21 protein-coding genes are annotated in these 22,141 nt (G+C 65.9%); 2 read left to right on the top strand and 19 right to left on the bottom strand.

Annotated elements, in window-relative coordinates:
- Positions 1–164 precede the first annotated feature (164 nt).
- The 7 genes from IP91_RS21745 to rpsF all read right to left on the bottom strand — a co-directional run bounded on the left by IP91_RS21745 (position 165) and on the right by rpsF (position 5,017).
- Positions 165–1,175 carry an inorganic phosphate transporter gene (locus tag IP91_RS21745; RefSeq protein WP_145651891.1) on the bottom strand — a complete coding sequence of 337 codons (1,011 nt, stop codon included), beginning with the start codon at positions 1,173–1,175 and terminating at the stop codon, positions 165–167.
- Between the two features lie 24 nt (positions 1,176–1,199).
- Positions 1,200–1,826 (bottom strand): DUF47 domain-containing protein, encoded by a 627-nt coding sequence (locus IP91_RS21740; RefSeq protein WP_145651889.1) that lies wholly within the window; start codon positions 1,824–1,826, stop codon positions 1,200–1,202.
- A gap of 75 nt (positions 1,827–1,901) precedes the next feature.
- Complete coding sequence (locus tag IP91_RS21735) at positions 1,902–3,287, bottom strand: replicative DNA helicase (protein WP_145651887.1); 1,386 nt, start codon at positions 3,285–3,287, stop codon at positions 1,902–1,904.
- Positions 3,288–3,500: 213 nt separating this feature from the next.
- Positions 3,501–3,953 (bottom strand): 50S ribosomal protein L9, encoded by a 453-nt coding sequence (rplI, locus tag IP91_RS21730; RefSeq protein ID WP_145651885.1) that lies wholly within the window; start codon positions 3,951–3,953, stop codon positions 3,501–3,503.
- A gap of 34 nt (positions 3,954–3,987) precedes the next feature.
- Positions 3,988–4,278, bottom strand: coding sequence for a 30S ribosomal protein S18 (gene rpsR / locus IP91_RS21725; RefSeq protein WP_145651883.1), 291 nt, complete (start codon positions 4,276–4,278; stop codon positions 3,988–3,990).
- Between the two features lies 1 nt (position 4,279).
- The gene (gene priB / locus IP91_RS21720; RefSeq protein WP_145651881.1) at positions 4,280–4,600 is read right to left on the bottom strand and encodes a primosomal replication protein N; all 321 of its coding nucleotides are present in this window, start codon (positions 4,598–4,600) and stop codon (positions 4,280–4,282) included.
- Between the two features lie 18 nt (positions 4,601–4,618).
- Positions 4,619–5,017, bottom strand: a complete 399-nt coding sequence (gene rpsF, locus IP91_RS21715; RefSeq protein WP_145651879.1) for a 30S ribosomal protein S6 — start codon at positions 5,015–5,017, stop codon at positions 4,619–4,621.
- Positions 5,018–5,493: 476 nt separating this feature from the next.
- Here rpsF and lexA point away from each other — a divergent pair, with 476 nt between their 5' ends.
- Both lexA and IP91_RS21705 read left to right on the top strand, forming a co-directional pair.
- Complete coding sequence (gene lexA / locus IP91_RS21710) at positions 5,494–6,159, top strand: transcriptional repressor LexA (protein ID WP_145651876.1); 666 nt, start codon at positions 5,494–5,496, stop codon at positions 6,157–6,159.
- 51 nt (positions 6,160–6,210) lie between these two features.
- The gene (locus IP91_RS21705; protein ID WP_145651874.1) at positions 6,211–6,840 is read left to right on the top strand and encodes a glutathione S-transferase family protein; all 630 of its coding nucleotides are present in this window, start codon (positions 6,211–6,213) and stop codon (positions 6,838–6,840) included.
- Positions 6,841–6,988: 148 nt separating this feature from the next.
- On the opposite strand, the gene IP91_RS21700 is transcribed toward IP91_RS21705, so the two are convergent.
- The 12 genes from IP91_RS21700 to IP91_RS26730 all read right to left on the bottom strand — a co-directional run bounded on the left by IP91_RS21700 (position 6,989) and on the right by IP91_RS26730 (position 21,777).
- Complete coding sequence (locus tag IP91_RS21700) at positions 6,989–7,822, bottom strand: hypothetical protein (RefSeq protein WP_145651872.1); 834 nt, start codon at positions 7,820–7,822, stop codon at positions 6,989–6,991.
- The gene (locus IP91_RS21695) at positions 7,822–9,060 is read right to left on the bottom strand and encodes a cystathionine gamma-synthase family protein (RefSeq protein ID WP_145651870.1); all 1,239 of its coding nucleotides are present in this window, start codon (positions 9,058–9,060) and stop codon (positions 7,822–7,824) included. The genes IP91_RS21700 and IP91_RS21695 overlap by 1 nt, the downstream gene beginning before the upstream one ends.
- A gap of 117 nt (positions 9,061–9,177) precedes the next feature.
- The gene (purF, locus tag IP91_RS21690; protein ID WP_145651868.1) at positions 9,178–10,707 is read right to left on the bottom strand and encodes an amidophosphoribosyltransferase; all 1,530 of its coding nucleotides are present in this window, start codon (positions 10,705–10,707) and stop codon (positions 9,178–9,180) included.
- Between the two features lie 38 nt (positions 10,708–10,745).
- Entirely contained in the window at positions 10,746–11,234 is a 489-nt protein-coding gene (locus tag IP91_RS21685; RefSeq protein ID WP_145651866.1) for a CvpA family protein, read from the bottom strand.
- Between the two features lie 48 nt (positions 11,235–11,282).
- Positions 11,283–12,299, bottom strand: a complete 1,017-nt coding sequence (locus IP91_RS21680) for an SPOR domain-containing protein (RefSeq protein ID WP_145651864.1) — start codon at positions 12,297–12,299, stop codon at positions 11,283–11,285.
- A gap of 43 nt (positions 12,300–12,342) precedes the next feature.
- Positions 12,343–13,629: a bifunctional tetrahydrofolate synthase/dihydrofolate synthase gene (gene folC / locus IP91_RS21675; protein ID WP_145651862.1), complete on the bottom strand. Its 1,287-nt coding sequence runs from the start codon at positions 13,627–13,629 to the stop codon at positions 12,343–12,345.
- Between the two features lie 131 nt (positions 13,630–13,760).
- Complete coding sequence (gene accD, locus IP91_RS21670) at positions 13,761–14,633, bottom strand: acetyl-CoA carboxylase, carboxyltransferase subunit beta (protein WP_145651860.1); 873 nt, start codon at positions 14,631–14,633, stop codon at positions 13,761–13,763.
- A 315-nt stretch (positions 14,634–14,948) separates the two neighbouring features.
- Entirely contained in the window at positions 14,949–15,746 is a 798-nt protein-coding gene (gene trpA, locus IP91_RS21665; protein ID WP_145651858.1) for a tryptophan synthase subunit alpha, read from the bottom strand.
- A gap of 97 nt (positions 15,747–15,843) precedes the next feature.
- Positions 15,844–17,088: a tryptophan synthase subunit beta gene (trpB, locus tag IP91_RS21660; RefSeq protein ID WP_145651856.1), complete on the bottom strand. Its 1,245-nt coding sequence runs from the start codon at positions 17,086–17,088 to the stop codon at positions 15,844–15,846.
- 33 nt (positions 17,089–17,121) lie between these two features.
- Positions 17,122–17,799, bottom strand: coding sequence for a phosphoribosylanthranilate isomerase (locus tag IP91_RS21655; RefSeq protein WP_145651854.1), 678 nt, complete (start codon positions 17,797–17,799; stop codon positions 17,122–17,124).
- 89 nt (positions 17,800–17,888) lie between these two features.
- On the bottom strand, positions 17,889–18,725 hold the full coding sequence (truA, locus tag IP91_RS21650) for a tRNA pseudouridine(38-40) synthase TruA (RefSeq protein WP_145651851.1): 837 nt from the start codon (positions 18,723–18,725) through the stop codon (positions 17,889–17,891).
- Between the two features lie 70 nt (positions 18,726–18,795).
- Positions 18,796–21,777, bottom strand: coding sequence for a motility hub landmark protein FimV (locus tag IP91_RS26730; protein ID WP_307724432.1), 2,982 nt, complete (start codon positions 21,775–21,777; stop codon positions 18,796–18,798).
- Between the last annotated feature and the right edge of the window lie 364 nt (positions 21,778–22,141).

The following is a 22,141-nucleotide window of genomic DNA, read 5'->3' as shown; positions in this document are numbered from 1 at the left end:
GCTGCTGCGCACGGCCGAGCTCGTGTCAGGGTGCCAGGCACCAGGACGCGAGCTGAACAGCTCTGGAAGCTGCTGAGCTCGTGTCACGGTGCCTGACCCCGTGTGACACGAGCTGGACAATAAAAAAGGGCGCCAAGGCGCCCTTTGCTGGCAAGGCGCAAGCCTTACATGATGTGCGTGCCGATCCACCAGCCGATGGCGGCGACGAACGCGGAGGCGGGGATCGTGAAGATCCAGGCCCACACGATGTTGCCGGCCACGCCCCAGCGCACGGCCGACAGGCGGTGCGACGAGCCCACGCCGACGATGGCGCCGGTGATGGTGTGCGTGGTGGAGACGGGCACGCCCCAGAACGATGCCATCAGCAAGGTGATCGCGCCGCCCGTCTCGGCGCAGAAGCCGCCGACGGGTTTGAGCTTGGTGATCTTCTGCCCCATCGTCTTGACGATGCGCCAGCCGCCGAACAGCGTGCCGAAGGAGATCGCCGCGTAGCACGAGACGATCACCCAGGTCGGCGGCGCCGCATCGGTCGGTGCCACGTGGTTCGAGGCGATCAGCAGCATCCAGATGATGCCCATGGTCTTCTGCGCGTCGTTGCCGCCGTGGCCCAGGCTGTAGCTGGCGGCCGATACGAGCTGCAGGCGGCGGAACCAGCCGTCGATCTTGCGGGGCGTGGACTTCACGAACACCCACGAGACGATCAGCATGATGACGGAACCGAGCACGAAGCCCAGCAGCGGTGCGATGACGATGAACACGACGGTCTTGATCAGGCCACCGGCGATCAGCGCGCCGGTGCCCGCCTTGGCCACCGCGGCGCCCACCAGGCCGCCGATCAGCGCGTGCGACGAGGACGAGGGAATGCCGTAGTACCAGGTGATCAGGTTCCAGACGATGGCGCCGACCAGCGCCCCGAAGATCACGTAATGGTCGACCACCGACGGATCGATGGTGCCCTTGCCGATGGTGGTGGCCACCTTCAGGCCGACCACGAAGACCGCGATGAAGTTGAAGAACGCTGCCATCGCCACGGCCGTCTGCGGCTTCAGCACGCCGGTCGACACGACGGTCGCGATGGCGTTCGCGGCATCGTGGAAGCCGTTCATGAAGTCGAAAATCAGGGCCAGGAAGATCAGTGCCGCCAGCGCGTAGATGCTGATTTGGAGGGTTTGCATGGATGAATGTCTGCTGTGCCTGGCTTACGCGTTCTCGACGATGATGCCTTCGATGATATTGGCCACGTCCTCGCAACGGTCGGTCACGGTCTCCAGGATCTCGTAGATCGCCTTCATCTTGATCAGGTTGCGCACGTCCGGCTCGTCGCGGAACAGCTTCGACATGGCGGCGCGCATCACGTGGTCCGCATCCGATTCCAGGCGGTCGATCTCTTCGCAGATGCCGACGATTTCGCGGGCATTGTCCATGTTGGCCAGCAGGGCCACGGCATCGCGCACCTTCTCGCAGCAGGCCAGCACCAGCTCGGCCAGGCGCTTCGCTTCCGGCGTGACGGCGTGCAGGTCGTACAGCGACACGGTCTGGCCGGCGTCTTCCATCATGTCCAGGATGTCGTCCATCTTGGTGATCAGCTTGTGGATGTCGTCGCGGTCGATCGGCGTGATGAAAGTCTTGTGCAGCAGGTCCACCGTGGTGTAGGTGATCTTGTCGGCCTGCTTCTCGATGCTTTCAATCGCGTGGACGCGGTTTTCCAGGTCGTCGAAATTGGTCATCAGGGCGAGCATTTCCTTCGCGCCCTTGACGCACAGCTCCGCGTGCTGATTGAACAGGTCAAAGAACTTGCCCTCGGTGGGCATCAGGCGTCCAAACATTTTATTCTCCGTTGATTGATTCGTTGTGCTGCCGGGCCATGGGATGGCCCGCTGTTAATGCGGTCCCGGCCGGTCTTAGTCGCCCTGGTAGACGGACAGGTTGCCGGTGTAGTTGCCGAACTTGGTGTACATGCCGATCCACGTGAGACGGATGGCACCGATCGGGCCGTTACGCTGCTTGCCGATGATGATCTCGGCGGTGCCCTTGTCCGGCGAATCGGGGTTGTACACCTCGTCGCGGTACAGGAAGATGATCACGTCCGCATCCTGCTCGATAGCGCCGGATTCGCGCAGGTCGGACATCACGGGACGCTTGTTGGGCCGCTGTTCCAGCGAGCGGTTCAGCTGCGACAGCGCGATGACCGGGCAATGCAGTTCCTTTGCCAGGCCCTTCAGCGAACGCGAGATCTCGGAAATCTCGGCGGCGCGGTTGTCGCCCGGCTGGGAACCCTGCATCAGCTGCAGGTAGTCGACGATGATCAGGCCCAGCTTGCCACACTGGCGCGCCAAGCGGCGCGCGCGCGCCCGCATCTCGATGGGGTTGAGGGCCGGCGTCTCGTCGATGTACAGCTGCGCCTCGTTCATTTTCTGGATCGCGTGCGTGAGCCGCGGCCAGTCTTCGTCGTTCAGCTTGCCGGTGCGCAGGCGGTGCTGGTCCAGCTGGCCGACGGAGCCGAGCATACGCATGGCCAGCTGGGCGCCGCCCATCTCCATCGAGAACACGGCGACGGGCAGGCCCGCCTCGATGGCGACGTTTTCGCCGATGTTGACGGAAAACGCCGTCTTGCCCATCGACGGACGGCCGGCCACGATCACCAGGTCGCCCGGCTGCAGGCCGGACGTCATCTTGTCCAAGTCGGCGAAGCCGGTCGGCACGCCGGTGATCTCGCTGCCGCTGTCGCGGCTGTACAGCTCGTCGATGCGTTCGACCACCTGGGTCAGCAGCGGCTGCACGGCCAGCCAGCCGGCCGCGCCACGCGAGCCCTGCTCGGCGATGGCGAAGATCTTCGACTCGGCCTCGTCCAGCATCTGCTTGACTTCCTTGCCCTGCGGGCTGAAGGCATTGCCGGAGATCTCGTCGGCGACCGTGATCAGCTTGCGCAGCACGCCGCGATCGCGCACGATCTCGGCATAGCGGCGGATGTTCGCGGCCGATGGCGTGTTTTGCGCCATGGCGTTCAGGTACTGCAGCCCCCCCACCTCGTCCGCCTTGCCCAGCATCGACAGGGCCTCGAAGACGGTGATCACGTCCGCCGGCTTGCCGCCGTTGATCAGCCGGATCATCTGTTCGAAGATGATGCGGTGATCGTAGCGGTAGAAGTCTTCGGCGTGCATGAAGTCGGCAATCCGGTCCCACGCGGCGTTATCGCGCAGCAGGCCGCCGATCACCGATTGCTCGGCTTCGATCGAGTGCGGCGGGATGCGGAGGGAATCGACTTGCGGGTCGGATGGGGCATTCATGGCGCGCATTATACCTGCATAAGGAGGTCAAAGTTTATAAACAACAGCAACTTACAAGTCGCTCGGGGAACACGGCGCCACCGCGCTCTGGCGGTCCGGGGCGGCCGCCAGCGACCTGACTTCCCATGAAAAAAGCCGGGACGAACCCGGCTTTTTACTTTGACAGGGCGGCCGGGAAAAAAATCCCGGCGCCGTCGGTGCTGAGGATGCGGCTTACGCTGCTTCGCCCTGCACGGCCACCGTCACATCAACAACCACGTCGGTGTGCAGGGAAACCGACACCGGGTGCTCGCCGGTGGTCTTCAGCGGACCGTTCGGCAGGCGCACGGCGGCTTTCTCGACCGGGAAACCGGCCTTGGTCAGCGCTTCGGCGATGTCGAAGTTGGTCACGGAACCGAACAGACGGCCGTCGACGCCGGCCTTCTGGGCCACGGTCACGGTCATGCCGTTCAGCTTCTCGCCCTGGCCCTGTGCAGCGGCCAGCTTTTCGGCGGCAGCTTTTTCCAGTTCGGCGCGCTTCGTTTCGAACTCGGCCACGGCGGCCGTCGTGGCACGGCGTGCCAGCTTTTGCGGGATCAGGAAGTTACGTGCGTAGCCGTCCTTGACCTTCACCACGTCGCCCAGGTTGCCGACGTTGATAACTTTTTCCAACAGAATGATTTGCATAGTGTTCTCCAGGTTCTATCTGTACTGCCGGCGATCAGGCGTGGTGCAGATCGGTGTAAGGCAGCAGGGCCAGGTAGCGGGCGCGCTTGATCGCGGTGTCCACTTGACGCTGGTAGTGCGCCTTGGTGCCGGTCAGACGGGCTGGCATGATCTTGCCGTTTTCCTGGACGAAATCCTTCAGGGTGTCGACGTCCTTGTAGTCGACCTGCTCAACGCCAGCGGCGGTGAAGCGGCAGAATTTCTTACGCTTGAACAGCGGGTTCTGCTGTTTGCGCTTTTCTTTCAGCTTTGCTTTGTTTTTGTCGAACTTTTTACCGAATGCCATTTTAGGCTCCTGTATCTAAATGTTGCCCCACGTTGGCGGGACGAAAATCAATGATGTGAAATACCAGGCGACTGCTGTTGCGGCTTTTCTTTGCCAGGAATCCCGTGAACTCGTAGATGCCCCCCAGTGGCACCTGGCTGAAGCGGCCCGAAATCTCGCCCGCGGCAAGCGCGGCAATTTCGAACTCGGTCAACCGGGCAATGCCTGCCTCCATCTGCTGCGAACTGTGCTGCAAGAGTGCATTCACAATCGGCATGCCGGCCGGGGTGTAGCGGATCGCTTCCCGTTCGGTGATGAGGCCGACAAACTGGAGCTGGTTCAGCGAAACTCCCTGACGAAATTAGGCGGCAGCAGCGGCGGCAGGCGCAGCGGCAGGAGCCGAAGCTTCCGCGCGGTGGCTCTTGGCAGCGTCTTCGCGCTGGACCGACTTCATCATCGGCGAAGGAGCGGTTTCCGCTTTCTTCATCTTGACGGTCAGGTGACGCAGCACGGCATCATTGAATTTGAACGCGGTTTCCAGTTCGACCAGAGTGTCGTTGTCGCACTCGATGTTCATGCAGATGTAGTGTGCCTTGGCCAGTTTCTGGATGGAGTACGCCATCTGACGGCGGCCCCAGTCTTCCACGCGGTGCACGTTACCGCCGCGCGAGGTCACGCTGGCTTTGTAACGTTCGATCATCGCGGGCACTTGCTCGCTCTGGTCCGGATGGACGATAAATACGATTTCGTAGTGACGCATGCAAACTCCCTTAAGGACTGTGTTGATAGCCCACCCTGGCGTCAAGACAGGTGTGGGAAGAGGTAAGCCCGCAAGCATAGCAGGTTTTGGTTGACATTACCAGCTACCCGACTGCGCGCCAGCGCGGCAGAAACGCCACTTGCCGCGGCGACGCACACCGCACTTCAGCGCCCCTACGTGATGCGCCGTTGACGCCACTGCCGGACGGCCACCTCAACCACGCTCGGGTACCTCGACGCGAAGCACGAATCCTTATCCACAGAAATGTTTCCAAAAATCGGGGACTGTCCCCTTTTTCAGGAAATATTTCTAAAATTCGGGGACAGTCCCCATTTTTAGGAAATATTTCCTGAAAAGTGGGCTGGCCGCCGGTTTTTGCGCCTGTGTACCCTTGCTTTCTCGTTGATACTGTACAAAAATACAGACTGTTCATATCCACAGCCTTCTCCACAGGCGATACCGAGAATTCAAGCATCATGATCAAGCTCACCGCAAGGCAGGAACAGATTCTCAATTTGATCCGGGATGCCATCGACAATACCGGCTTCCCTCCCACCCGCGCCGAGATCGCCGCGGAACTGGGCTTCAAATCGGCCAATGCCGCCGAGGAGCACCTGAAGGCGTTGGCACGCAAGGGTGCCATCGAAATCACGGCGGGCACGTCGCGCGGCATCCGGCTGCTGGGCGAACGCCCGGTCACCTCCACTTCCCGCGTGGCCGACCTGGGACCGATGCCGCAGGTGCCGGCCGCAATGCTGATGAGCCTGCCGCTGATCGGCCGCGTGGCTGCCGGTTCGCCGATCCTGGCCCAGGAAAACCTGGAAACGAGCTACAACGTGGATCCCGCGCTGTTCTCGGCCAGGCCGGACTTCCTGCTGAAGGTGCGCGGCGAATCGATGCGCGATATCGGCATCATGGATGGCGACCTGCTGGCCGTGAAAAAGGTCGACACGGCCAAGAACGGCCAGGTGGTCGTGGCCCGCATCGGCAACGAGGTGACGGTGAAGCGCTACCGCCAGACCGGCTCGCTGATCGAGCTGCTGCCGGAAAATCCGGACTTCAAGGTGATCACCGTGAACCCCGAGGAAGACGAGTTCGCGCTGGAAGGCCTGGCCGTCGGTTTGTTGCGAAGCTGGCATTGAGCGCCGGATCGCGCATAATGCGATCCTTCTCACTGTAAGCGTACCGATCCGATGACCCAATTTGTTCTCTACGGCAGCTGCGAATCCGGCCACAGCTACAAGGTGCAGCTGCTGATGACCCTGGCTGGCGTGCCGCACGACTACCATGAAGTGGACCTGCGCATCGCCCGCGGCGACCGTCCCGAACCGTTCCGCAGCCTGGCGCGCTATGGCGAGGTGCCGCTGCTGGTGCAGGACGGGCAGCCCTACGTGCAATCCAATGCGATCCTGCTGCACCTGGCCGAATACCTGAAGGCCTACGGCGGCGAGACCCCGGAGCGGCTGGAACGCGTGCGCGAGTGGCTGTTCTGGGAAGCGAACCGCGTGGGCCTGTCGATGGCGCACCTGCGCTACGGCCAGGAGTTCGATGACGAAGGCGCCTACGGCCCGGAAGTGCTGCGCTGGTTCCGCCGCCGCTTCGGCGCGGACATGGTGCGCCTGGAAGAAGAGCTGGCCGACGGCCGCGCCTTCCTGCTGGACGACACCGTGTCGGTGGCCGATATCTCCCTGTGCTCCTACATGTACTGGCCCGAGCAGGCGGGCGTCAGCTATCCGCCGCTGGTACAGGCCTGGCTGGACCGTATCGCCGCCCTGCCCGGCTGGAAGCACCCGTACGACATGCCGGGCGCCGCGCCCTGGTGATTTCCCGGTAATGCCCGGCCGGCCAGGTCCTCTGGCTGGCCGTCCTGCCACAGAGTGCCCAGCCCAGGTGCCAGCGGCGCAGTGCCATTCCGCGGAAGGGCAGAGCCGCGGACCCACCTACCACGAGCTGGACAGTAAAAAAAAGCGGCTATCGGGCAGCCGGCCGCAGCGCCACCTTGCCATTCGCCTGGTCGACATACACCGCGTAGTGCTGGAAGAAATCGGCGCCGGCCAGGCCGTCCGGCTCGAAGCGCTCCGGCATCGGCAGCAGCAGCGGCGTCAGCACGGGGCCGCCGGCCAGCGACATGGCCACATACTTGCATGGCTTGCCGGGTCCGAGGAAGTCGCAGCGGTGCGTCCGGTCGCGCCGGGACTGCACGCTGGCCGGCTTGACCACGGAGACATTGGCGGCGGTGTCGAACACCATCCGGTAGCTCGCCCGCTCGTTGCCGAGTCGGACGACGATCCCTTCATGCACCTTCTCGTACGGCAGTTCGCGCCAGCCGGTGCCCAGCGCGAGCGGTGCGCCGAAGCGCAACTTCGCGCCGGCAAAGTCATACACGAACGGCTGTTGCGCGAACAGGCCCAGGCCGATGACGGAGTGCCGCGGCTGGGCGGCGCCGGGGCCCGTGTGCAGGCCCCACGGCTCGAATGCCACGCCCGTCACGGCACCGAACGAGATGCCGTTGATGACCAGGTCCGGAATCGTGAACTCGTCCTGCTCGGCGATGCGGCCCGTCAGGTCCAGGCTCTTGAGCTTGCGGCCGGTGAGCTGCAGGCCAGGGATCGTGTCCATCACGTCGCGCGTCAGGTGCACCGTGCGGCTCGAGCCGATATCGAGCGTGAACGGATGCGTGCCGCCCGCGATCGACAGCTGCGCCACCGGGATGCCGTTCTCCAGCGCCAGCGGTATGACGACTTCGGCCCGGGCGACCGATGCCGCCAGCATCATGACCAGAAGCGAGGCAAGCAACTGCCGCATCAGCCGTCCAGCGCGTTCCTGAAGTCGTCCACCAGGTCGGCCGTGTCCTCGATGCCGGCGGAGACGCGGATCAGCGACTCGGCGATGCCCATCGACGCGCGCCGCTCGGCCCCCATCTCGAAGAAGATCGTGTGCGCCACGGGGATGACCAGCGTGCGCGTGTCGCCCAGGTTCGACGCCGGCACGGCCACCTTCAGGCGGTTCAGGTAGTCGAAGGGGTCGATGCCGTCCTGCAGCTCGAAGCTGAACAGGGAACCGTAGGACCTGAACAGCTCGGTGGCAATGCCGTGCTGCGGGTGTGACGTCAGGCCCGGATAGTGGACCGCGGCCACGCGCGGATCGGCCGCGAGCATCTCCGCCACCGCCTTGGCATTGGCGCAGGTGCGCTCCATGCGCAGGGCCAGCGTTTCCGCGCCCACGGCGATGTGGTGCGCCGCCTCCGGTCCCAGCGAGGCGCCGAAGTCGCGCAGGCCCTTCGCACGGATCTGCGTGATGCCCCACATGGCCGGCGCGGCCTTCCTGTAGTTCTCGAAAATGTTGGGGAAGCGCGTCCAGTCATAGGCGCCCGTGTCGGTCAGGGCGCCGCCCAGCGCATTGCCGTGGCCGGCGATCGACTTGGTCAGCGAGTTGATGACGAGGCCCGCGCCCACCGTCTTCGGCAGGAACAGGTAGGGCGTCGTCATCGTGTTGTCGACGATGTACAGGATGCCCTTTGCCGCGCACAGCTCGCCGATGCGCTTGAGGTCGGCGATCTGCGTGCGCGGGTTGGCGATCGTTTCGACGAACACGATGCGCGTGTTTTCTTTCAGCGCGGCGGCCACGTTGGCCACCTCCGTCGCATCGACAAAATCGACGCCGACGCCCTGCCCCGCGACCGTCTGCCACAGCGAGTTGGTATTCCCGAACAGGAAGGAAGACGACACCACATGGTCGCCCGCGCGCAACAGGCCCTGGAACACGGCGCCGATGGCGGCCATGCCGGTGGCGAAGCACAGCGTGGCCACTCCGCCTTCCATCTTGTTGACCTTCTCTTCGAGCGCCGAGACGGTCGGATTGCCCTGGCGGCCGTAGCGGAAGCCCGGCTCGCGGCCCTGGAACACAGCCGCCAGCTGGCGCGCATCCGTGTAGCCGAACGCGACGGACGTGTGCACGGGCTTGTGCAGCGAGCCCTGCTCGATCGTTTTCTGCCGGTCGCCGTGCAGGATGGTCGTGGTGAACCCGTAGTTTTTCTTATCCATGTAAAACTAATTGCCTTAAATCGGGGACTGTCCCCATTTTCAGGAAATATTTCCAAAAAACGGGGACTGTCCCCCGTGGTACGGAAACAACACGGGCTCCGTGAGGAGCCCGTGCTATTACGCTTCGGTGGTGGCGTAGTTCAGGTTGAGCTGGGTGCGGCCGGCATCCTCGCCGGTGCTGCCCTTGTCCTTGGGGTTGTGGCGCGCGTTCTCGATGCGGTCCAGGTAGTCCGCCGACACGTTGCCGGTGATGTACTTGCCGTCGAAGCAGGACGCCTCGAAGCTCGTCAGCGCCGGATTCACGTCCGAGATCGAGCGCTTCAGGTCGTCCAGGTCCTGGTACACCAGCGCATCGGCCGTGATCTCCTTGCACACTTCCTCGACGGTGCGGCCGTGGGCGATCAGCTCGTCGCGCGTGGGCATGTCGATGCCGTACACGTTCGGGTACAGCACCGGCGGCGCGGCGGACGCGAAGATCACCTTCTTCGCGCCGGAATCGCGCGCCATCTGCACGATCTCGCGGCTGGTGGTGCCGCGCACGATCGAGTCGTCGACCAGCAGCACGTTCTTGCCCTTGAACTCGTCGCCGATCGCGTTCAGCTTCTGGCGCACGGATTTCTTGCGCAGCGCCTGGCCCGGCATGATGAAGGTGCGGCCGATGTAGCGGTTCTTGATGAAGCCTTCGCGGTATTCCTTGCCGAGGCGCAGGGCCAGCTGGATCGCGGCCGGGCGCGACGAATCGGGGATCGGCATCACCACATCGATATCGTCGGCCAGGCCTTCGCGCTTGATCTTCTCGGCCAGGTACTCGCCCATCTTCAGGCGCGTGTTGTACACCGACGCGCCGTCGATCACGGAGTCCGGACGGGCCAGGTACACGTATTCGAACACGCACGGGTTCAGCGACGGATTGTCGGCGCAGATGCGGCTGTGCAGCTTGTTCTCCGCATCGATGAACACGGCTTCTCCCGGCAGCACGTCGCGCACGAAGCGGAAGCCGGCGCCTTCCAGCGCCACCGATTCGGACGCCAGCATGTACTCGGTGCCCTGCTCGCCCTCCAGGATGCCGTAGCACAGCGGCCGGATGCCGTGCGGATCGCGGAAGCCCAGCAGGCCCACGTCGGCGATCTGCGCCACGGCCGCGTAGCCGCCTTCGACGCGGCGGTTCAGCACCGTCACGGCTTCGAACAGCGTGGAGGGTTCCAGCGAATAGCCGGTGGTGGCCTTCTGGATCTCATGGGCCAGCACGTTCAGCAGCACTTCCGAATCGGAGTCCGTGTTGATGTGGCGGCGGTCGTTCTTGAACATGTCCTGCTTGAGCTGTTCCCAGTTCGTCAGGTTGCCGTTGTGCGCCAGCGTGATGCCGAACGGCGCGTTGACGTAGAACGGCTGCGCTTCCTCTTCCGACGACGAACCGGCCGTCGGGTAGCGGCAGTGGCCGATGCCCGAATTGCCCATCAGCGAACGCATGTTCCGGGTGCGGAACACGTCGCGCACCAGGCCGTTCGCCTTGTGCATCGAGAACATGCTGCTGTGATTCGTTGCGATGCCGGCCGCATCCTGGCCGCGGTGCTGCAACAGCAGCAGCGCGTCATACAGCAGCTGGTTGACAGGTTGATGGGAAACGACGCCGACGATGCCACACATATGATGCTCCTACGGATTTAAGGAATGCGAGAATTGCACTAGAACTGCACGTGCTGCGCGAGGGCAGCGGGGAGAAACGGTTGCACGGTCAGGGCGAGCGTCTCGGCAAGCGGGGAGAGCAGCGCATCGCGCCAGAAAGCTTCCTTGGGAAGCGACGTCATCCCGCACAATATGACGCCGGCCAGCACGATTACAAGGCCGCGCCCCAGACCGAACAGGCCGCCCAGGCCGCGGTCGGCCAGCGACAGGCCGCCCGCATCGATCAGCGCCGACAGTGCCATCGCCAGCAGGCCCGTCAGGATGCGCACGCCGATGAACAGCACCACGAAGCTCACCATCAGCCGCGTCACCTCGCCCGGAATCACGGGCGGCAGCATCGTCGCCAGCGCGGCACTCCAGGCGTTGGCGACCACGAAGGCCACCACCCAGCCCAGCATCGACAGGACCTCCCGCACCAGCCCGCGCACCATGCTGATGATGACGGAAGCGCCCAGCACGAACAGCACCACGTAGTCGAAGATCGTCACGGCCAGCCGCTTCGTCTCAATGCCACACCTGTCAATGCCGCGCCACCGTCATGCCGGGCTGAGGCTGCCGGACAGCCCCAGCTTCTGCAGCTTGGCACGGGCCTTCTCGGCTTCTTCGCGGCTGCCGAACGGGCCCACCTTCACGCGCGTCAGGTCACCGGAGGGCGATTTCTGCGTGAACGAGCGGATGCCCGCGTCGCGCAGCCGGCCCTGCAGTTCCTCGACCTTGTCCCGGGCCGCCAGCGCCGCCACCTGGATCACGAAGCGGCCGCTGTCGGCATCCGGCTTGGCGGCGGCCGGCTTGCCTTCCAGGATGGCGATGGCGCGTGCGGCATCGGCCGGCTTTTCCAGCTTCGGTTCGTGTTTCGGCTCCGGCTTCGGTTCGGCTTTCTTCGGCTCCGGCTTCGTCTCGGCGACCTTCTTCGGCTCGGGCTTCGGCTCGGCCTTCTTCGGTTCCGGCTTCGGCTCGACCTTCTTCGGTTCGGGCTTGTGCTCCGCCACGCGTTCCGGCTTCGGTGCGGCCTGCGGCGCTTCCGTCTTCACGGGAGCAACATGGACGGGAGCGACCGGCACCGCATCGGCCTTGGCCACCTTCGTGGCCGGGCGGGCCGGTTCCGGTGCCTCGTCGGCCGGCTCGACGATTTCCTCGCTCTGGTCGAGCGCATCGGCCTGGGCCGCCTTGCGCGGTGGCTTGCCTGCGTCGTCGGTTGCAGCGCCGCCCTTTTCGGCGGCCGCCGGCTTGTCCTTGTCGGGGATATTGATGGCGATGTCGTTGGCCAGCGGCTTGGGTTCCGAGTCGAGCACCATCGGCAGGCCGATCGCCACGGCCAGCGCCAGTGCGATCGCACCGACCAGGCGGCGCCGTGCGCGCTTCTTCTCCGGCAGCACCGGATCGGCGCCCTCCTTGCGCGCGCGGCCACGGCTGGCACCGCCGCCGGCCTCGTTGGCCGACGCCCGCTTCGAGCGCGCTCTTTCCGTCAGCGCGCGGTCGTCCGCGGCGCGGTAATAGCCGCTGTCTTCGGTGGACTGCTGCTCCTTTTTGCCGAATTTAGAGAACAAGCCCATGCATGAATTTCTCGGTGATTGTTGGTGAGGCTGCTGCCGCGGGTCAGTGCAGCGTGGACTTCCTTGCGGCCATCACGCCAGCCACGGTCAGGAACGATCCAAAGACCACAATTCTATCATTCTCACCGGCCCGGCTCATTGCATTTGCAAAAGCTTGTGCAGGCGTATCGAAGATGTTGACGGTCTTCTCATGCGGGTCCGGCACGGTCGCCTGCACCTTCGCGGCCAGCTCGGAACCGCTGGCGGCGCGGGGGGATGGCAGCGTGGCCAGGCACCAGTGGTCGATCGAACCGCCGATGGCCTTGATGACGCCGTCGATGTCCTTGTCGTGCATCGAACCGAACACGGCGAACGTGTACGGGTGGTAGCCCATATTGCCCAGGTTCTGGTTCAGCGCCGCGGCGGCATGCGGGTTGTGGGCCACGTCGAGGATGACGGTCGGGCGGCCCGGCAGCACCTGGAAGCGGCCCGGCAGCTCGACGGTGACGAGGCCGGTGCGCACGTCCTGCGCGCCCACCGGCAGCTCGATGCGCAGCACTTCCAGCGCGGCCAGCGCGGCCGAGGCGTTGAGCAGCTGGTTGGCGCCGCGCAGGCTCGGATAGGCCAGCGCGTTGCGGCGCATGCTGCGGCCGCCATAGTTCCACTGCTGCTTGTCGCCCGAATAATTGAAGTCGCGGCCCATCAGCCACAGGTCGGCACCGATGGCATTGGCATGGTCGACCAGCGACTGCGGCGGTACCGGATCGCTGCAGATGGCGGCCTTGCCGGGCCGGAAGATGCCGGCCTTTTCGAAGCCGATCTGCTCGCGCGTGCCGCCCAGGTAGTCGACGTGGTCGATGTCCACGCTGGTGACGATCGACACGTCCGCATCGACGACGTTCACGGCATCGAGCCGGCCGCCCAGGCCCACTTCGAGGATCGCCACGTCCAGGTTCGCCTTGCTCAGCAGGTGCAGGATGGCCAGCGTGGTGAACTCGAAGTAGGTCAGCGACGTGTCGCCGCGCACCGCTTCCACCGCATCGAAGGCGTCGACCAGCATGGCGTCGCTGGCCAGTTCGCCATTGACGCGGGCGCGCTCGTTGAAGTCCAGGAAGTGCGGCTTGATGTACAGGCCGGCGCGGTAGCCGGCGCGCAGCAGCACCGATTCCAGCATCGCGCAGGTGGAGCCCTTGCCGTTGGTGCCGGCCACCATGATGACGGGACACGTGAACGCCAGTTGCAGGCGTTCCTTGACGGCGCGCACGCGGTCCAGGCCCATGTTGATGACGGTTTCGGCGTGGCGCGCTTCGAGCAGCGCGAGCCATTCTGGCAGGGTGGCGGGAGTGGTCATCTTGGTCTGGCGGCGATGGTGTGAGCGGAAAGACAGCGATTTTAGCGCGCGCGCGGCATCGGCGTCAGGTGCGGATGAAAAACGGGGCCGGTCCTGGCGGACGCGGCCCCGTTCAGGCGACATGCGGGTGCTTACGCGATGACTTCGGCAGCCTGGTTCTGCAACAGTGCCAGCAGGCGGGCGATCTCTTCGCGCATCTTGCGGCGGTCGACGATCATGTCGATGGCGCCTTTGGTGAGCAGGAACTCGGAACGCTGGAAGCCTTCCGGCAGCTTCTCGCGCACCGTGTTCTCGATGACGCGCGGGCCGGCAAAGCCGATCAGCGCCTTCGGTTCGGCCATCACCACGTCGCCCATGAACGCGAACGAAGCGGACACGCCGCCCATCGTCGGATCGGTCAGCACGCTGATGAACGGCAGCTTCTTCTCGGCCAGCTTGGTCAGCATCGACGTGGTTTTCGCCATCTGCAGCAGCGACAGCAGGCCTTCCTGCATGCGCGCGCCACCGGTGGCGGTGATGCAGATGAACGGCACCTTCTGCTCCAGCGCCACCTGCGCGGCGCGGGCAAAGCGCTCGCCCACGACGGAGCCCATCGAGCCGCCCATGAACTCGAACTCGAAGCACGCCACCACGACCGGCAGGCTCATGATCGAGCCGCCCAGGCAGACCATCGCATCGGTCTCGCCGGTGGCATCCATCGCCTGCTTCAGGCGGTCCGGGTACTTCTTGCTGTCCTTGAATTTCAGCGTGTCGACGGGCAGCGTGTCCTGGCCGATTTCGTAGCGGCCGCCGGCGTCGAGCAGCGCATCGAGGCGCTCGCGCGCACGGATGCGCATGTGGTGATCGCACTTCGGGCACACATGCAGGTTCGATTCGAGATCGGTGCGGTACAGGACGGCTTCGCACGAGGGGCACTTCACCCACAGGCCTTCCGGCATCGTCTTGCGGGCGGCGGCATCCGAGCGCTGGATCCGCGGCGGCAGCAGTTTTTCCAACCAGCTCATGTTTTCTCCTGAGGCTGTAACTTAGGCGCGCAGTGTAGCCGTTTCCGCCAGCCGTGTCGAACATTCAACTTTGACAATTTTACGCACGGGCGTGTGATTCCATGCGGCTTCCACCGCAACAGCCGAGTCCGTGTCCACTTCGGGGTCAGACCCCGACATAGACACAAGCCCGACCATAGTGCGTCCGTATATTGCATGAAGCAACCCGATCGAAACACGGAATCGTTTCGCTTGACGCTCCGTCATGCCGCTCACTGCTGAGTTCGTGTCCTTGTCGGGGTCTGACCCCATGGTGGACACGGGCTGGACCGTGGCTCAGGCGTCGAGGGCGGCGCGGATGCCGGACACGAAGGCCTGCACCGCCGCGGGGGCGGCATCCGGTTCGGACGCTTCGATCTCCTGGATGATGCGGCTGCCGATGACGACGGCGTCCGCCACGCCGGCCAGCGCCTTGGCCGTGGCGGCGTCGCGGATGCCGAAGCCCACGCCGATGGGCAGGCTGACATGCTGGCGGATCGCGGCGATGCGCTCGGCCACCTGCGCCGTGTCGATATTGCCGGCGCCCGTCACGCCCTTCAGCGACACGTAGTACGAGAAGCCGCTGCCGACCTTGGCCACCTGGGCGATGCGTTCTTCCGTCGAGGTGGGTGCCAGCAGGAAGATCAGGTCCAGGCCCGCCTCGCGCATCTGCGCGGCGAACTCCTCGCACTCTTCCGGCGGATAGTCGACGACGATGGCGCCATCGGCCCCCACCTCACGCGACTGGGCGATGAACGCTTCGATGCCGATGCGCTCGATCGGGTTGGCATAGCCCATCAGCACGACGGGCGTGTGCTGGTTCGTCTTGCGGAACTCGCGCACATACTCGAACACGTGGCGGATGCCGATGCCATGCACCAGCGCGCGCTCGCAGGCCCGCTGGATGACGGGGCCCTCGGCCATCGGGTCGGAAAACGGCACGCCGAGTTCCAACACATCGGCGCCGCCGGCCACCAGGGCATGCAGCAGCGGCACGGTGAGCGCGGGCGACGGGTCGCCGGCGGTGATGAAGGTCACGAGACCGGTTTTTTGTTGCGCCTTCAGCGCGGTGAAAGTCTGGGCGATACGGGACATTGTTTTGCTCGGCAAATGTTTCTCGAAAAATGGGGACAGACCCCATTTTTCAGGAAATTTCTTTGAAAATGGGGTCTGTCCCCATTTTTCGGGCAAGTCAGCCGAACTGCAGTCCCATCCGCTCGGCGACGGTGTGCATGTCCTTGTCGCCGCGGCCGGACAGGTTCGCGAGGATCACCTTGTCCTTCGGCAGCGTGGCGGCCAGCTTGGCGGCGTAGGCCAGCGCGTGCGACGACTCCAGCGCCGGGATGATGCCCTCGATATGGCAGCAGTCGTGGAAGGCCTGCAGCGCTTCCTCGTCCGTGATCGACACGTACTGCGCGCGCCCGGAATCCTTCAGCCATGCGTGCTCCGGGCCCACGCCCGGGTAATCCAGGCCGGCCGACACGGAGTGCGTCTCGATGATCTGCCCGTCCTCGCTCTGCAGCAGGTAGGTGCGGTTGCCGTGCAGGACGCCCGGATAGCCTTTCGTCAGCGATGCCGCGTGCTTGCTCGTATCGAGGCCCTCGCCGGCCGCCTCCACGCCAATCAGCTGCGTGTCCTTCTGGTCGATGTACGGATAGAAGATGCCCATCGCGTTCGAGCCGCCGCCGATGCAGGCCAGCACATAGTCGGGCTGGCGGCCCGTCATTTCCGGCATCTGCACCAGGCACTCCTCGCCGATCACGGACTGGAAGTCGCGCACCAGCATCGGGTACGGGTGCGGGCCGGCCACGGTGCCGATGATGTAGAAGGTGTTTTCGATGTTGGTGACCCAGTCGCGCATCGCCTCGTTCAGCGCGTCCTTCAGCGTCTTCGAGCCGGACGTGACGGGCACCACGGTGGCGCCCAGCAGCTTCATGCGGTAGACGTTCTGCGCCTGGCGCTTGACGTCCTCGGCGCCCATGTACACGACGCATTCGAGGCCGAAGCGCGCGCAGATGGTGGCCGTGGCAACGCCGTGCTGGCCGGCGCCCGTCTCGGCGATGATGCGCGGCTTGCCCATCCGCTTGGCCAGCAGGGCCTGGCCGATGACGTTGTTTATCTTGTGGGCGCCCGTGTGGTTCAGGTCCTCGCGCTTGAAGTAGATCTGCGCGCCGCCGGCCAGTTCCGACCAGCGTTTGGCGTGATAGATCGGCGAGGGGCGGCCCACGAAGTGCTTCAGCTCGTAGCGGAACTCCTCGAGGAATTCGGGGTCCTGGCTGTAGCGGGCATAGGCGTCGTTCAGTTCGGCCAGCGCGTAGGTCAGCGTCTCGGCGACGAAGGAACCACCGTAGGGGCCGAAGTGGCCGGTGCTGTCGGGCAGCTGGTAGTCGGTGGCGTGGAACAGCGGTGTGGCGGTCTTGGCAATAGGAGCGTTCATGGCGTTCTCGAAATCGGGGAACGCGCGACGCGCTTACGTCTCGGCGTTCCCGGGGGTGGCATCGCCGGCCCTTACCGCGGCAATGAATTGCGCGATCAGGCCGGCATCCTTGATGCCCTTCGCGGCCTCGACGCCACTGCTGACGTCAACCGCCCAAGGGCGTACCTGCGCCACCGCGCCAGTCGCATTTTGCACGCTCAAGCCACCACTTAAAACGGCCCGAGGCGCGAGATCTCTTGGGATGAGGGACCAATCGAATACCTTTCCTGCGCCGCCGTAGGCATCGACATGGGTGTCGAGCAGAACTCCCGCACAGAGCGGCGAGGAGGCGCGGCATAACGCTTCGTATTCTAGCAGCTCGCTTCCGGTGCTGTCCCCTTTTACGCGGAACACCCGCAGGTACGGGCGGTGTGCCGCGGCCGCGGCCTCGGCGCACTGCCCGGCCGTCTCGTCGCCATGGAACTGCAGCAGGGCGACCGGTGCCACGTCCACGATTGCCCGCACCTCGTCGGGCGACGCGTTGACGAACAGCCCGACGGCCGTGACGAACGGCGGCAGCGTGGCGATCAGCTCGGCCGCGCGCTGTGGCGTCACGTAGCGGGGGCTCTTCGGATAGAACACGAAGCCGACCGCATCGGCGCCCAGCGCCACGGCGGCGGCCACGTCCTCTTCGCGGGTCAGGCCGCAGATCTTGATGCGGGTGCGGTGCATGGCGGCTCCAGTGTAAAACGCGGTAACAAGGTGGTCAGAAGGCGGCAAGAAGGCGGCAAGAAGGCAGTGGCAAGGCGGCCAGAACGCGGTCAGAACGCGGGCAGCAGGTTGGCCAGGTTGCCGGCGGTTTCCTGCGGCAGGCCCCACTTCGCATCGTATTCGATATCGGCCAGGTACAGGCCGTCGGGCATGAAGGTGGGCGCGGCGCGCCTGCGGTCGCGGCTGGCCAGCAGCTCGCCCAGCCAGGCCGCGTCCTCGCGGCCCTGGCCGATGTACACCAGCGAGCCGACCAGATTGCGCACCATGTGGTGCAGGAAGGCGCTGGCGCGCAGCGTGAACAGGATCATGTCGCCGTGCCGCTCGATGTCGATCGCATGCATCGTCTTGACGGGCGTTCTGGCCTGGCAGCCGGCGGCGCGGAACGCGGAGAAATCGTGCTCGCCCAGCAGCGGACGCACCGCGTCCTGCATGCGCGCCACGTCCAGCGGACGATGATAGAACCCGGCGCGGCCGGCCAGCAGTGGCGCCCGCACGTGGTTGTTGTACAGCAGGTAGTGGTAGGTGCGCGAGCGGGCCGCGAAGCGGGCGTGGAAGTCGTCTTCCTGGCGGAATTCGGCTTCGCCGAAGGCCACCACCTCGTGCAGCGGCTTGACCCAGCGTACGCCGATCGAGTCGGGCAGGAAGGCATTGATGCCGCGTACCCAGGCATGGGTTTCGCGGTGCACGTCCGTATCGAAGTGCACCACCTGCCCCAGCGCGTGGACGCCGGCATCCGTGCGGCCGGCACAGGTGGTGCCGATGCGCACGCGGGCGAACTGCTCGATGGCCCGTTCCAGCTGGTCCTGCACGGTCTGCCCATGGGGCTGGACCTGGTAACCCTGCCAGTCGGTGCCGTTGTACTGGAGGCCCAATGCGATGCGTTTCAATGCCGGTCCGTGAAGGGAAAAAGAGCCGGGATTATACGCCCCGGCCCATATCGAACGCTACGGCGCCCGGTCAGCCCAGCGATGCCAGCATCTGGTTGGCGCGGCTGACCTGGTCGTCGCTGCCGCCGCGCAGCACCTCGTCGAGCAGTTCGCGCGCGCCTTCCTTGTCGCCGATCTCCTGGTAGGCCACGGCCAGGTCCAGCTTCGTGTCCATCTCCATCTGCAGCGGCGTGAGCTGCTCCGGCGCGGCGGCCGGTGCCGGCACGGCAGGCTCGTCCACCAGTGGCGGCGTGGCGGCCGGCGGCTGGTCGGCCAGCTCGTCCAGCTCCAGGTCGATGCCGGACAGGTCGAATTCCGGCGGCGGCGCGCTGGCGGCCGGCGCGCTGGTCCCCGCCCCATTGGCGGACGCAGTGCCGGCCGGGGAGTCCGGCAGCTCGGGCAATGCATCCAGCGCGAAGTCGTCCTCCAGCGACGGTGCCGCGGCGGGCGGCAGCGGGGCCGCCACGTCGAAGTCCATCAGGTCCAGTTCGGCCAGCGGATCGGCGGCCGGGGCCGGGGCGGTCGCAGGCTGGTCGTCGCCCGGCAGGTCCAGGTCGAAGTCCATCGCCAGGTCGGCAGGCGCCGGGGCGGCCGTGACTTCCTCGGGGCGCGCCGCGTCGCCCGGCAGGTCGAAGGCCAGGTCGAGGTCGTCGGCGGACTTGTCCGCGAATGGATCCGCCGCGGGGGCTGGCGATGCTGGCGGCACCGTTGCTGGCGTGGCCGCATCGAGGCCGCCCAGGTCGAAGTCGAGGAAGTGCTCGGCGTCGCCGGCATCGGCCACACTGGGTGCAGGTGCCGGTGCAGGTGCGGATGCGGGCGCCACCGGCGCCGGCACGGCCGTGTCGTCGCCGAAATCGAAGTCCATCAGGTTGTCGGCCGGTGCCGAAGCCGTGTCGGATGCTGCGGACGCGGCCGGCAGCGCCGTCGCATCGCCGAAGTCGAAGTCCAGGTCGCCCGCTGCGGTGCGCTCTTCCGGCCGGGCGACCGCGCCCTCGTCGCCGGCGGGCGGCACGGGCTCCTGGCCCAGATCGAGGTCGAGCCCGTCGCGCGCTTCCGCTTCGCGGGCCCGGGAAGCATCGTCCAGCGCGGACGCGAAATCGCTGGCGGCGAAGGTGGCCGCGGCGGCCGCGGTGCCGGCAACCGCGGCGGACCCGAAGGCCGTGCTGCTTGCCGGTGCGTCGCCGTACAGCGGGTTGGCCGGATCGATGCCGCGGCCCAGCGTGGCGGCCTGCGCCCACTCGTCGCCGGCGCCGCCCGTGTAGCCGCGCAGCTCGGTGGCCTGCGCCTCGAACGCCTGCAGGTCCTTGCGGTTGGCGTAGATCTCCAGCAGCTTCAGGCGCACCGCATGCCGTTCCGGATGGGTGCGCAGCGCTTCCTTCAGGATCTCTTCGGCCTGCGCATCGCGGCCATAGGCAATGTAGACATCGGCCTCGGCGACCGGATCGACTTCATTGGTATCGAGCTGGCTGGCCGACGGGGCGAAGTTCGAATTGAACACGCTGTTGCTGGTGTCGACGCTCTGGCCGCCCGGCTCGGCGATCAGCACCTGGCCCGGCTCGCCCGGCTGCGGCACCACGACGGACGTCGGCGCCACGACGAAGGCTTCGCGGGCCTTGCGGCGGCGCGCCACCAGCAGGCCCACGCCGGCCAGCACGGCGGCCAGGCCGATGGCGATGGCCTGGATATTGTCCATCACCGTGTCCATGATGCCCGGTTCCAGCTGGGCCGGCACGGGGGCGGGCTTGGCGGCTGGCTTGGCGGCGGGCGTTGCTGCCGGTTTCGCTTCCGTGGCAGGAGCCGCCGGTGCGACCGGCTGCGGCGCGGCGGGGACTGCCGCACCATGCACGTCCATCTCCGGCGTGGCGCGGTTCTGCGCGTCGGCACCGGACTTGTTCTTCACGGCCACCAGGTTTTCCAGGTCGCTGACGTTCTTTTCCAGTTCCTTCACGCGCGCGGCGGCATCGGCCACCTGCTGGTCCTTGGCGATCTTGTCCTCGGCCGCGCCGGTGCTGCCCGCCTTGCCCGCGGCCTCGCCCGCTTTCGACAGCTTCAGCTGGTCCTGGGCGGCATTCACGGCGTTCGGACGTTCCTCGACCTTCGCCGCGATCTGGCCGGCGGCGCTCTGCTGGGGCCCGGCGGCCTTGGCCGGCGTGGACGCGGCGACCTGCCCGGCCAGGCGGTTGCGGTAGGCATTGAAGTCGGCGGCATGCGCGACCACGACACCGCGCGCTTCGCCACGGCCGGTGCCGCGGATCGTGCCCTCGTCGGGAATCGTCAGGATCGTGCCGGACTTCAGGCGGTTCATGTTCTTGCCGGCGAACGCTTCCGGGTTGGCCCGGTACAGCGCCACCAGCATCATGTCCAGCGACACTTCGGCCGGCTTGTTCTCGGCAGCGATGCGCGACAGCGTGTCGCCGCGGCGCACGGTCACTTCCGTTTCGCGTGCCTCGCTGGCGGCCTGGCGCGGCGCGGCACGCTCCGGCGCGGCGGGTGCCGGGCGCGGCTGGCTTTGCTGCGGGCTTTGCGGCGCCGGTGCCGATGTTGCAGGCTGCGGTGCCGGTGCGCCGGCCTGCGCAGTCGCACGGTTCACCTCGACCGGCGCGGCCACCTGCGGCGACTGGGCATTGCGCAGGTCCGCGGGATCGAGCAGGAAGGTGTACTCGCGCACTAGGCGGCCGCTGGCCCAGGTGAGCTCGAGCAGCATGTCGACGAACGGCTCGTTGATCGGCTGGGCCGACGTGATGCGGATGAAGCGGCGTTCGCCACGCTGGTCGATATCGAAGCGCAGGTTCAGCAGCGCCGGGTTGAAGTCGATGCTGGCGGCACTGAAGGCGGCGGCCGGGGCCAGCTTCGCCGTCAGGTCGCGCGCCTCGTCCGGCGTGACGGCCGTCAGTTCGATCTCCGCGCGCAGCGGCTGGCCCAGGGCGGACAGCACCGTCAGCTTGCCCAGCCCGGCCCCATGCGCCGCCGGCAGGACCGCCGCGCCGATGATGGCACTGGCCAGTGTGGACAAAGCGAGCGACGCAACCCGGGAGCGTTTTTGTACAGGCATATTCTGTAGTAATAAGTTGGCAATGACAGGAAACCACCCTTCCTGGACGTCCCAACATAACATCATGCCCCGGAGCATGCAAGCTCTTGCCTGTGGGAAGGCCGCGGCATCGGTCGAGCCCGTGTCACGGGGGGGCAGGCACCGTGACACGAACTCGTCAGGTATCGGTGACAGGGAATGGGCAGACGAAGTCATGGCTCAGCTCCTGTCATGGTGCCTGGCACCAGGCCATGCGGAGTCATGGCTCAGCCTGTGTCACGGTGCCTGGCACCGGGACACAAGCTGAGCCATGAAAAAGGCCGGCGCTCCGTGGAGGCCGGCCTGG

The sequence above is a fragment of the Pseudoduganella lurida genome (assembly GCF_007830455.1).
GTDB lineage: Bacteria > Pseudomonadota > Gammaproteobacteria > Burkholderiales > Burkholderiaceae_D > Rugamonas > Rugamonas lurida.
The sequence above is the reverse complement of the archived record's forward strand: the minus strand, read 5'-3'. Positions and strand labels throughout refer to the sequence as shown.

What these genes read in the sequence shown, in the direction of transcription:
- IP91_RS21745 (WP_145651891.1), bottom strand. Translation starts at nt 1,175, where the DNA reads ATGCAAACCCTCCAAATCAGCATCTACGCGCTGGCGGCACTGATCTTC.
- IP91_RS21740 (WP_145651889.1), bottom strand. Translation starts at nt 1,826, where the DNA reads ATGTTTGGACGCCTGATGCCCACCGAGGGCAAGTTCTTTGACCTGTTC.
- IP91_RS21735 (WP_145651887.1), bottom strand. Translation starts at nt 3,287, where the DNA reads ATGAATGCCCCATCCGACCCGCAAGTCGATTCCCTCCGCATCCCGCCG.
- rplI (WP_145651885.1), bottom strand. Translation starts at nt 3,953, where the DNA reads ATGCAAATCATTCTGTTGGAAAAAGTTATCAACGTCGGCAACCTGGGC.
- rpsR (WP_145651883.1), bottom strand. Translation starts at nt 4,278, where the DNA reads ATGGCATTCGGTAAAAAGTTCGACAAAAACAAAGCAAAGCTGAAAGAA.
- rpsF (WP_145651879.1), bottom strand. Translation starts at nt 5,017, where the DNA reads ATGCGTCACTACGAAATCGTATTTATCGTCCATCCGGACCAGAGCGAG.
- lexA (WP_145651876.1), top strand. Translation starts at nt 5,494, where the DNA reads ATGATCAAGCTCACCGCAAGGCAGGAACAGATTCTCAATTTGATCCGG.
- IP91_RS21705 (WP_145651874.1), top strand. Translation starts at nt 6,211, where the DNA reads ATGACCCAATTTGTTCTCTACGGCAGCTGCGAATCCGGCCACAGCTAC.
- IP91_RS21700 (WP_145651872.1), bottom strand. Translation starts at nt 7,822, where the DNA reads ATGCGGCAGTTGCTTGCCTCGCTTCTGGTCATGATGCTGGCGGCATCG.
- IP91_RS21695 (WP_145651870.1), bottom strand. Translation starts at nt 9,060, where the DNA reads ATGGATAAGAAAAACTACGGGTTCACCACGACCATCCTGCACGGCGAC.
- purF (WP_145651868.1), bottom strand. Translation starts at nt 10,707, where the DNA reads ATGTGTGGCATCGTCGGCGTCGTTTCCCATCAACCTGTCAACCAGCTG.
- IP91_RS21680 (WP_145651864.1), bottom strand. Translation starts at nt 12,299, where the DNA reads ATGGGCTTGTTCTCTAAATTCGGCAAAAAGGAGCAGCAGTCCACCGAA.
- folC (WP_145651862.1), bottom strand. Translation starts at nt 13,629, where the DNA reads ATGACCACTCCCGCCACCCTGCCAGAATGGCTCGCGCTGCTCGAAGCG.
- accD (WP_145651860.1), bottom strand. Translation starts at nt 14,633, where the DNA reads ATGAGCTGGTTGGAAAAACTGCTGCCGCCGCGGATCCAGCGCTCGGAT.
- trpA (WP_145651858.1), bottom strand. Translation starts at nt 15,746, where the DNA reads ATGTCCCGTATCGCCCAGACTTTCACCGCGCTGAAGGCGCAACAAAAA.
- trpB (WP_145651856.1), bottom strand. Translation starts at nt 17,088, where the DNA reads ATGAACGCTCCTATTGCCAAGACCGCCACACCGCTGTTCCACGCCACC.
- IP91_RS21655 (WP_145651854.1), bottom strand. Translation starts at nt 17,799, where the DNA reads ATGCACCGCACCCGCATCAAGATCTGCGGCCTGACCCGCGAAGAGGAC.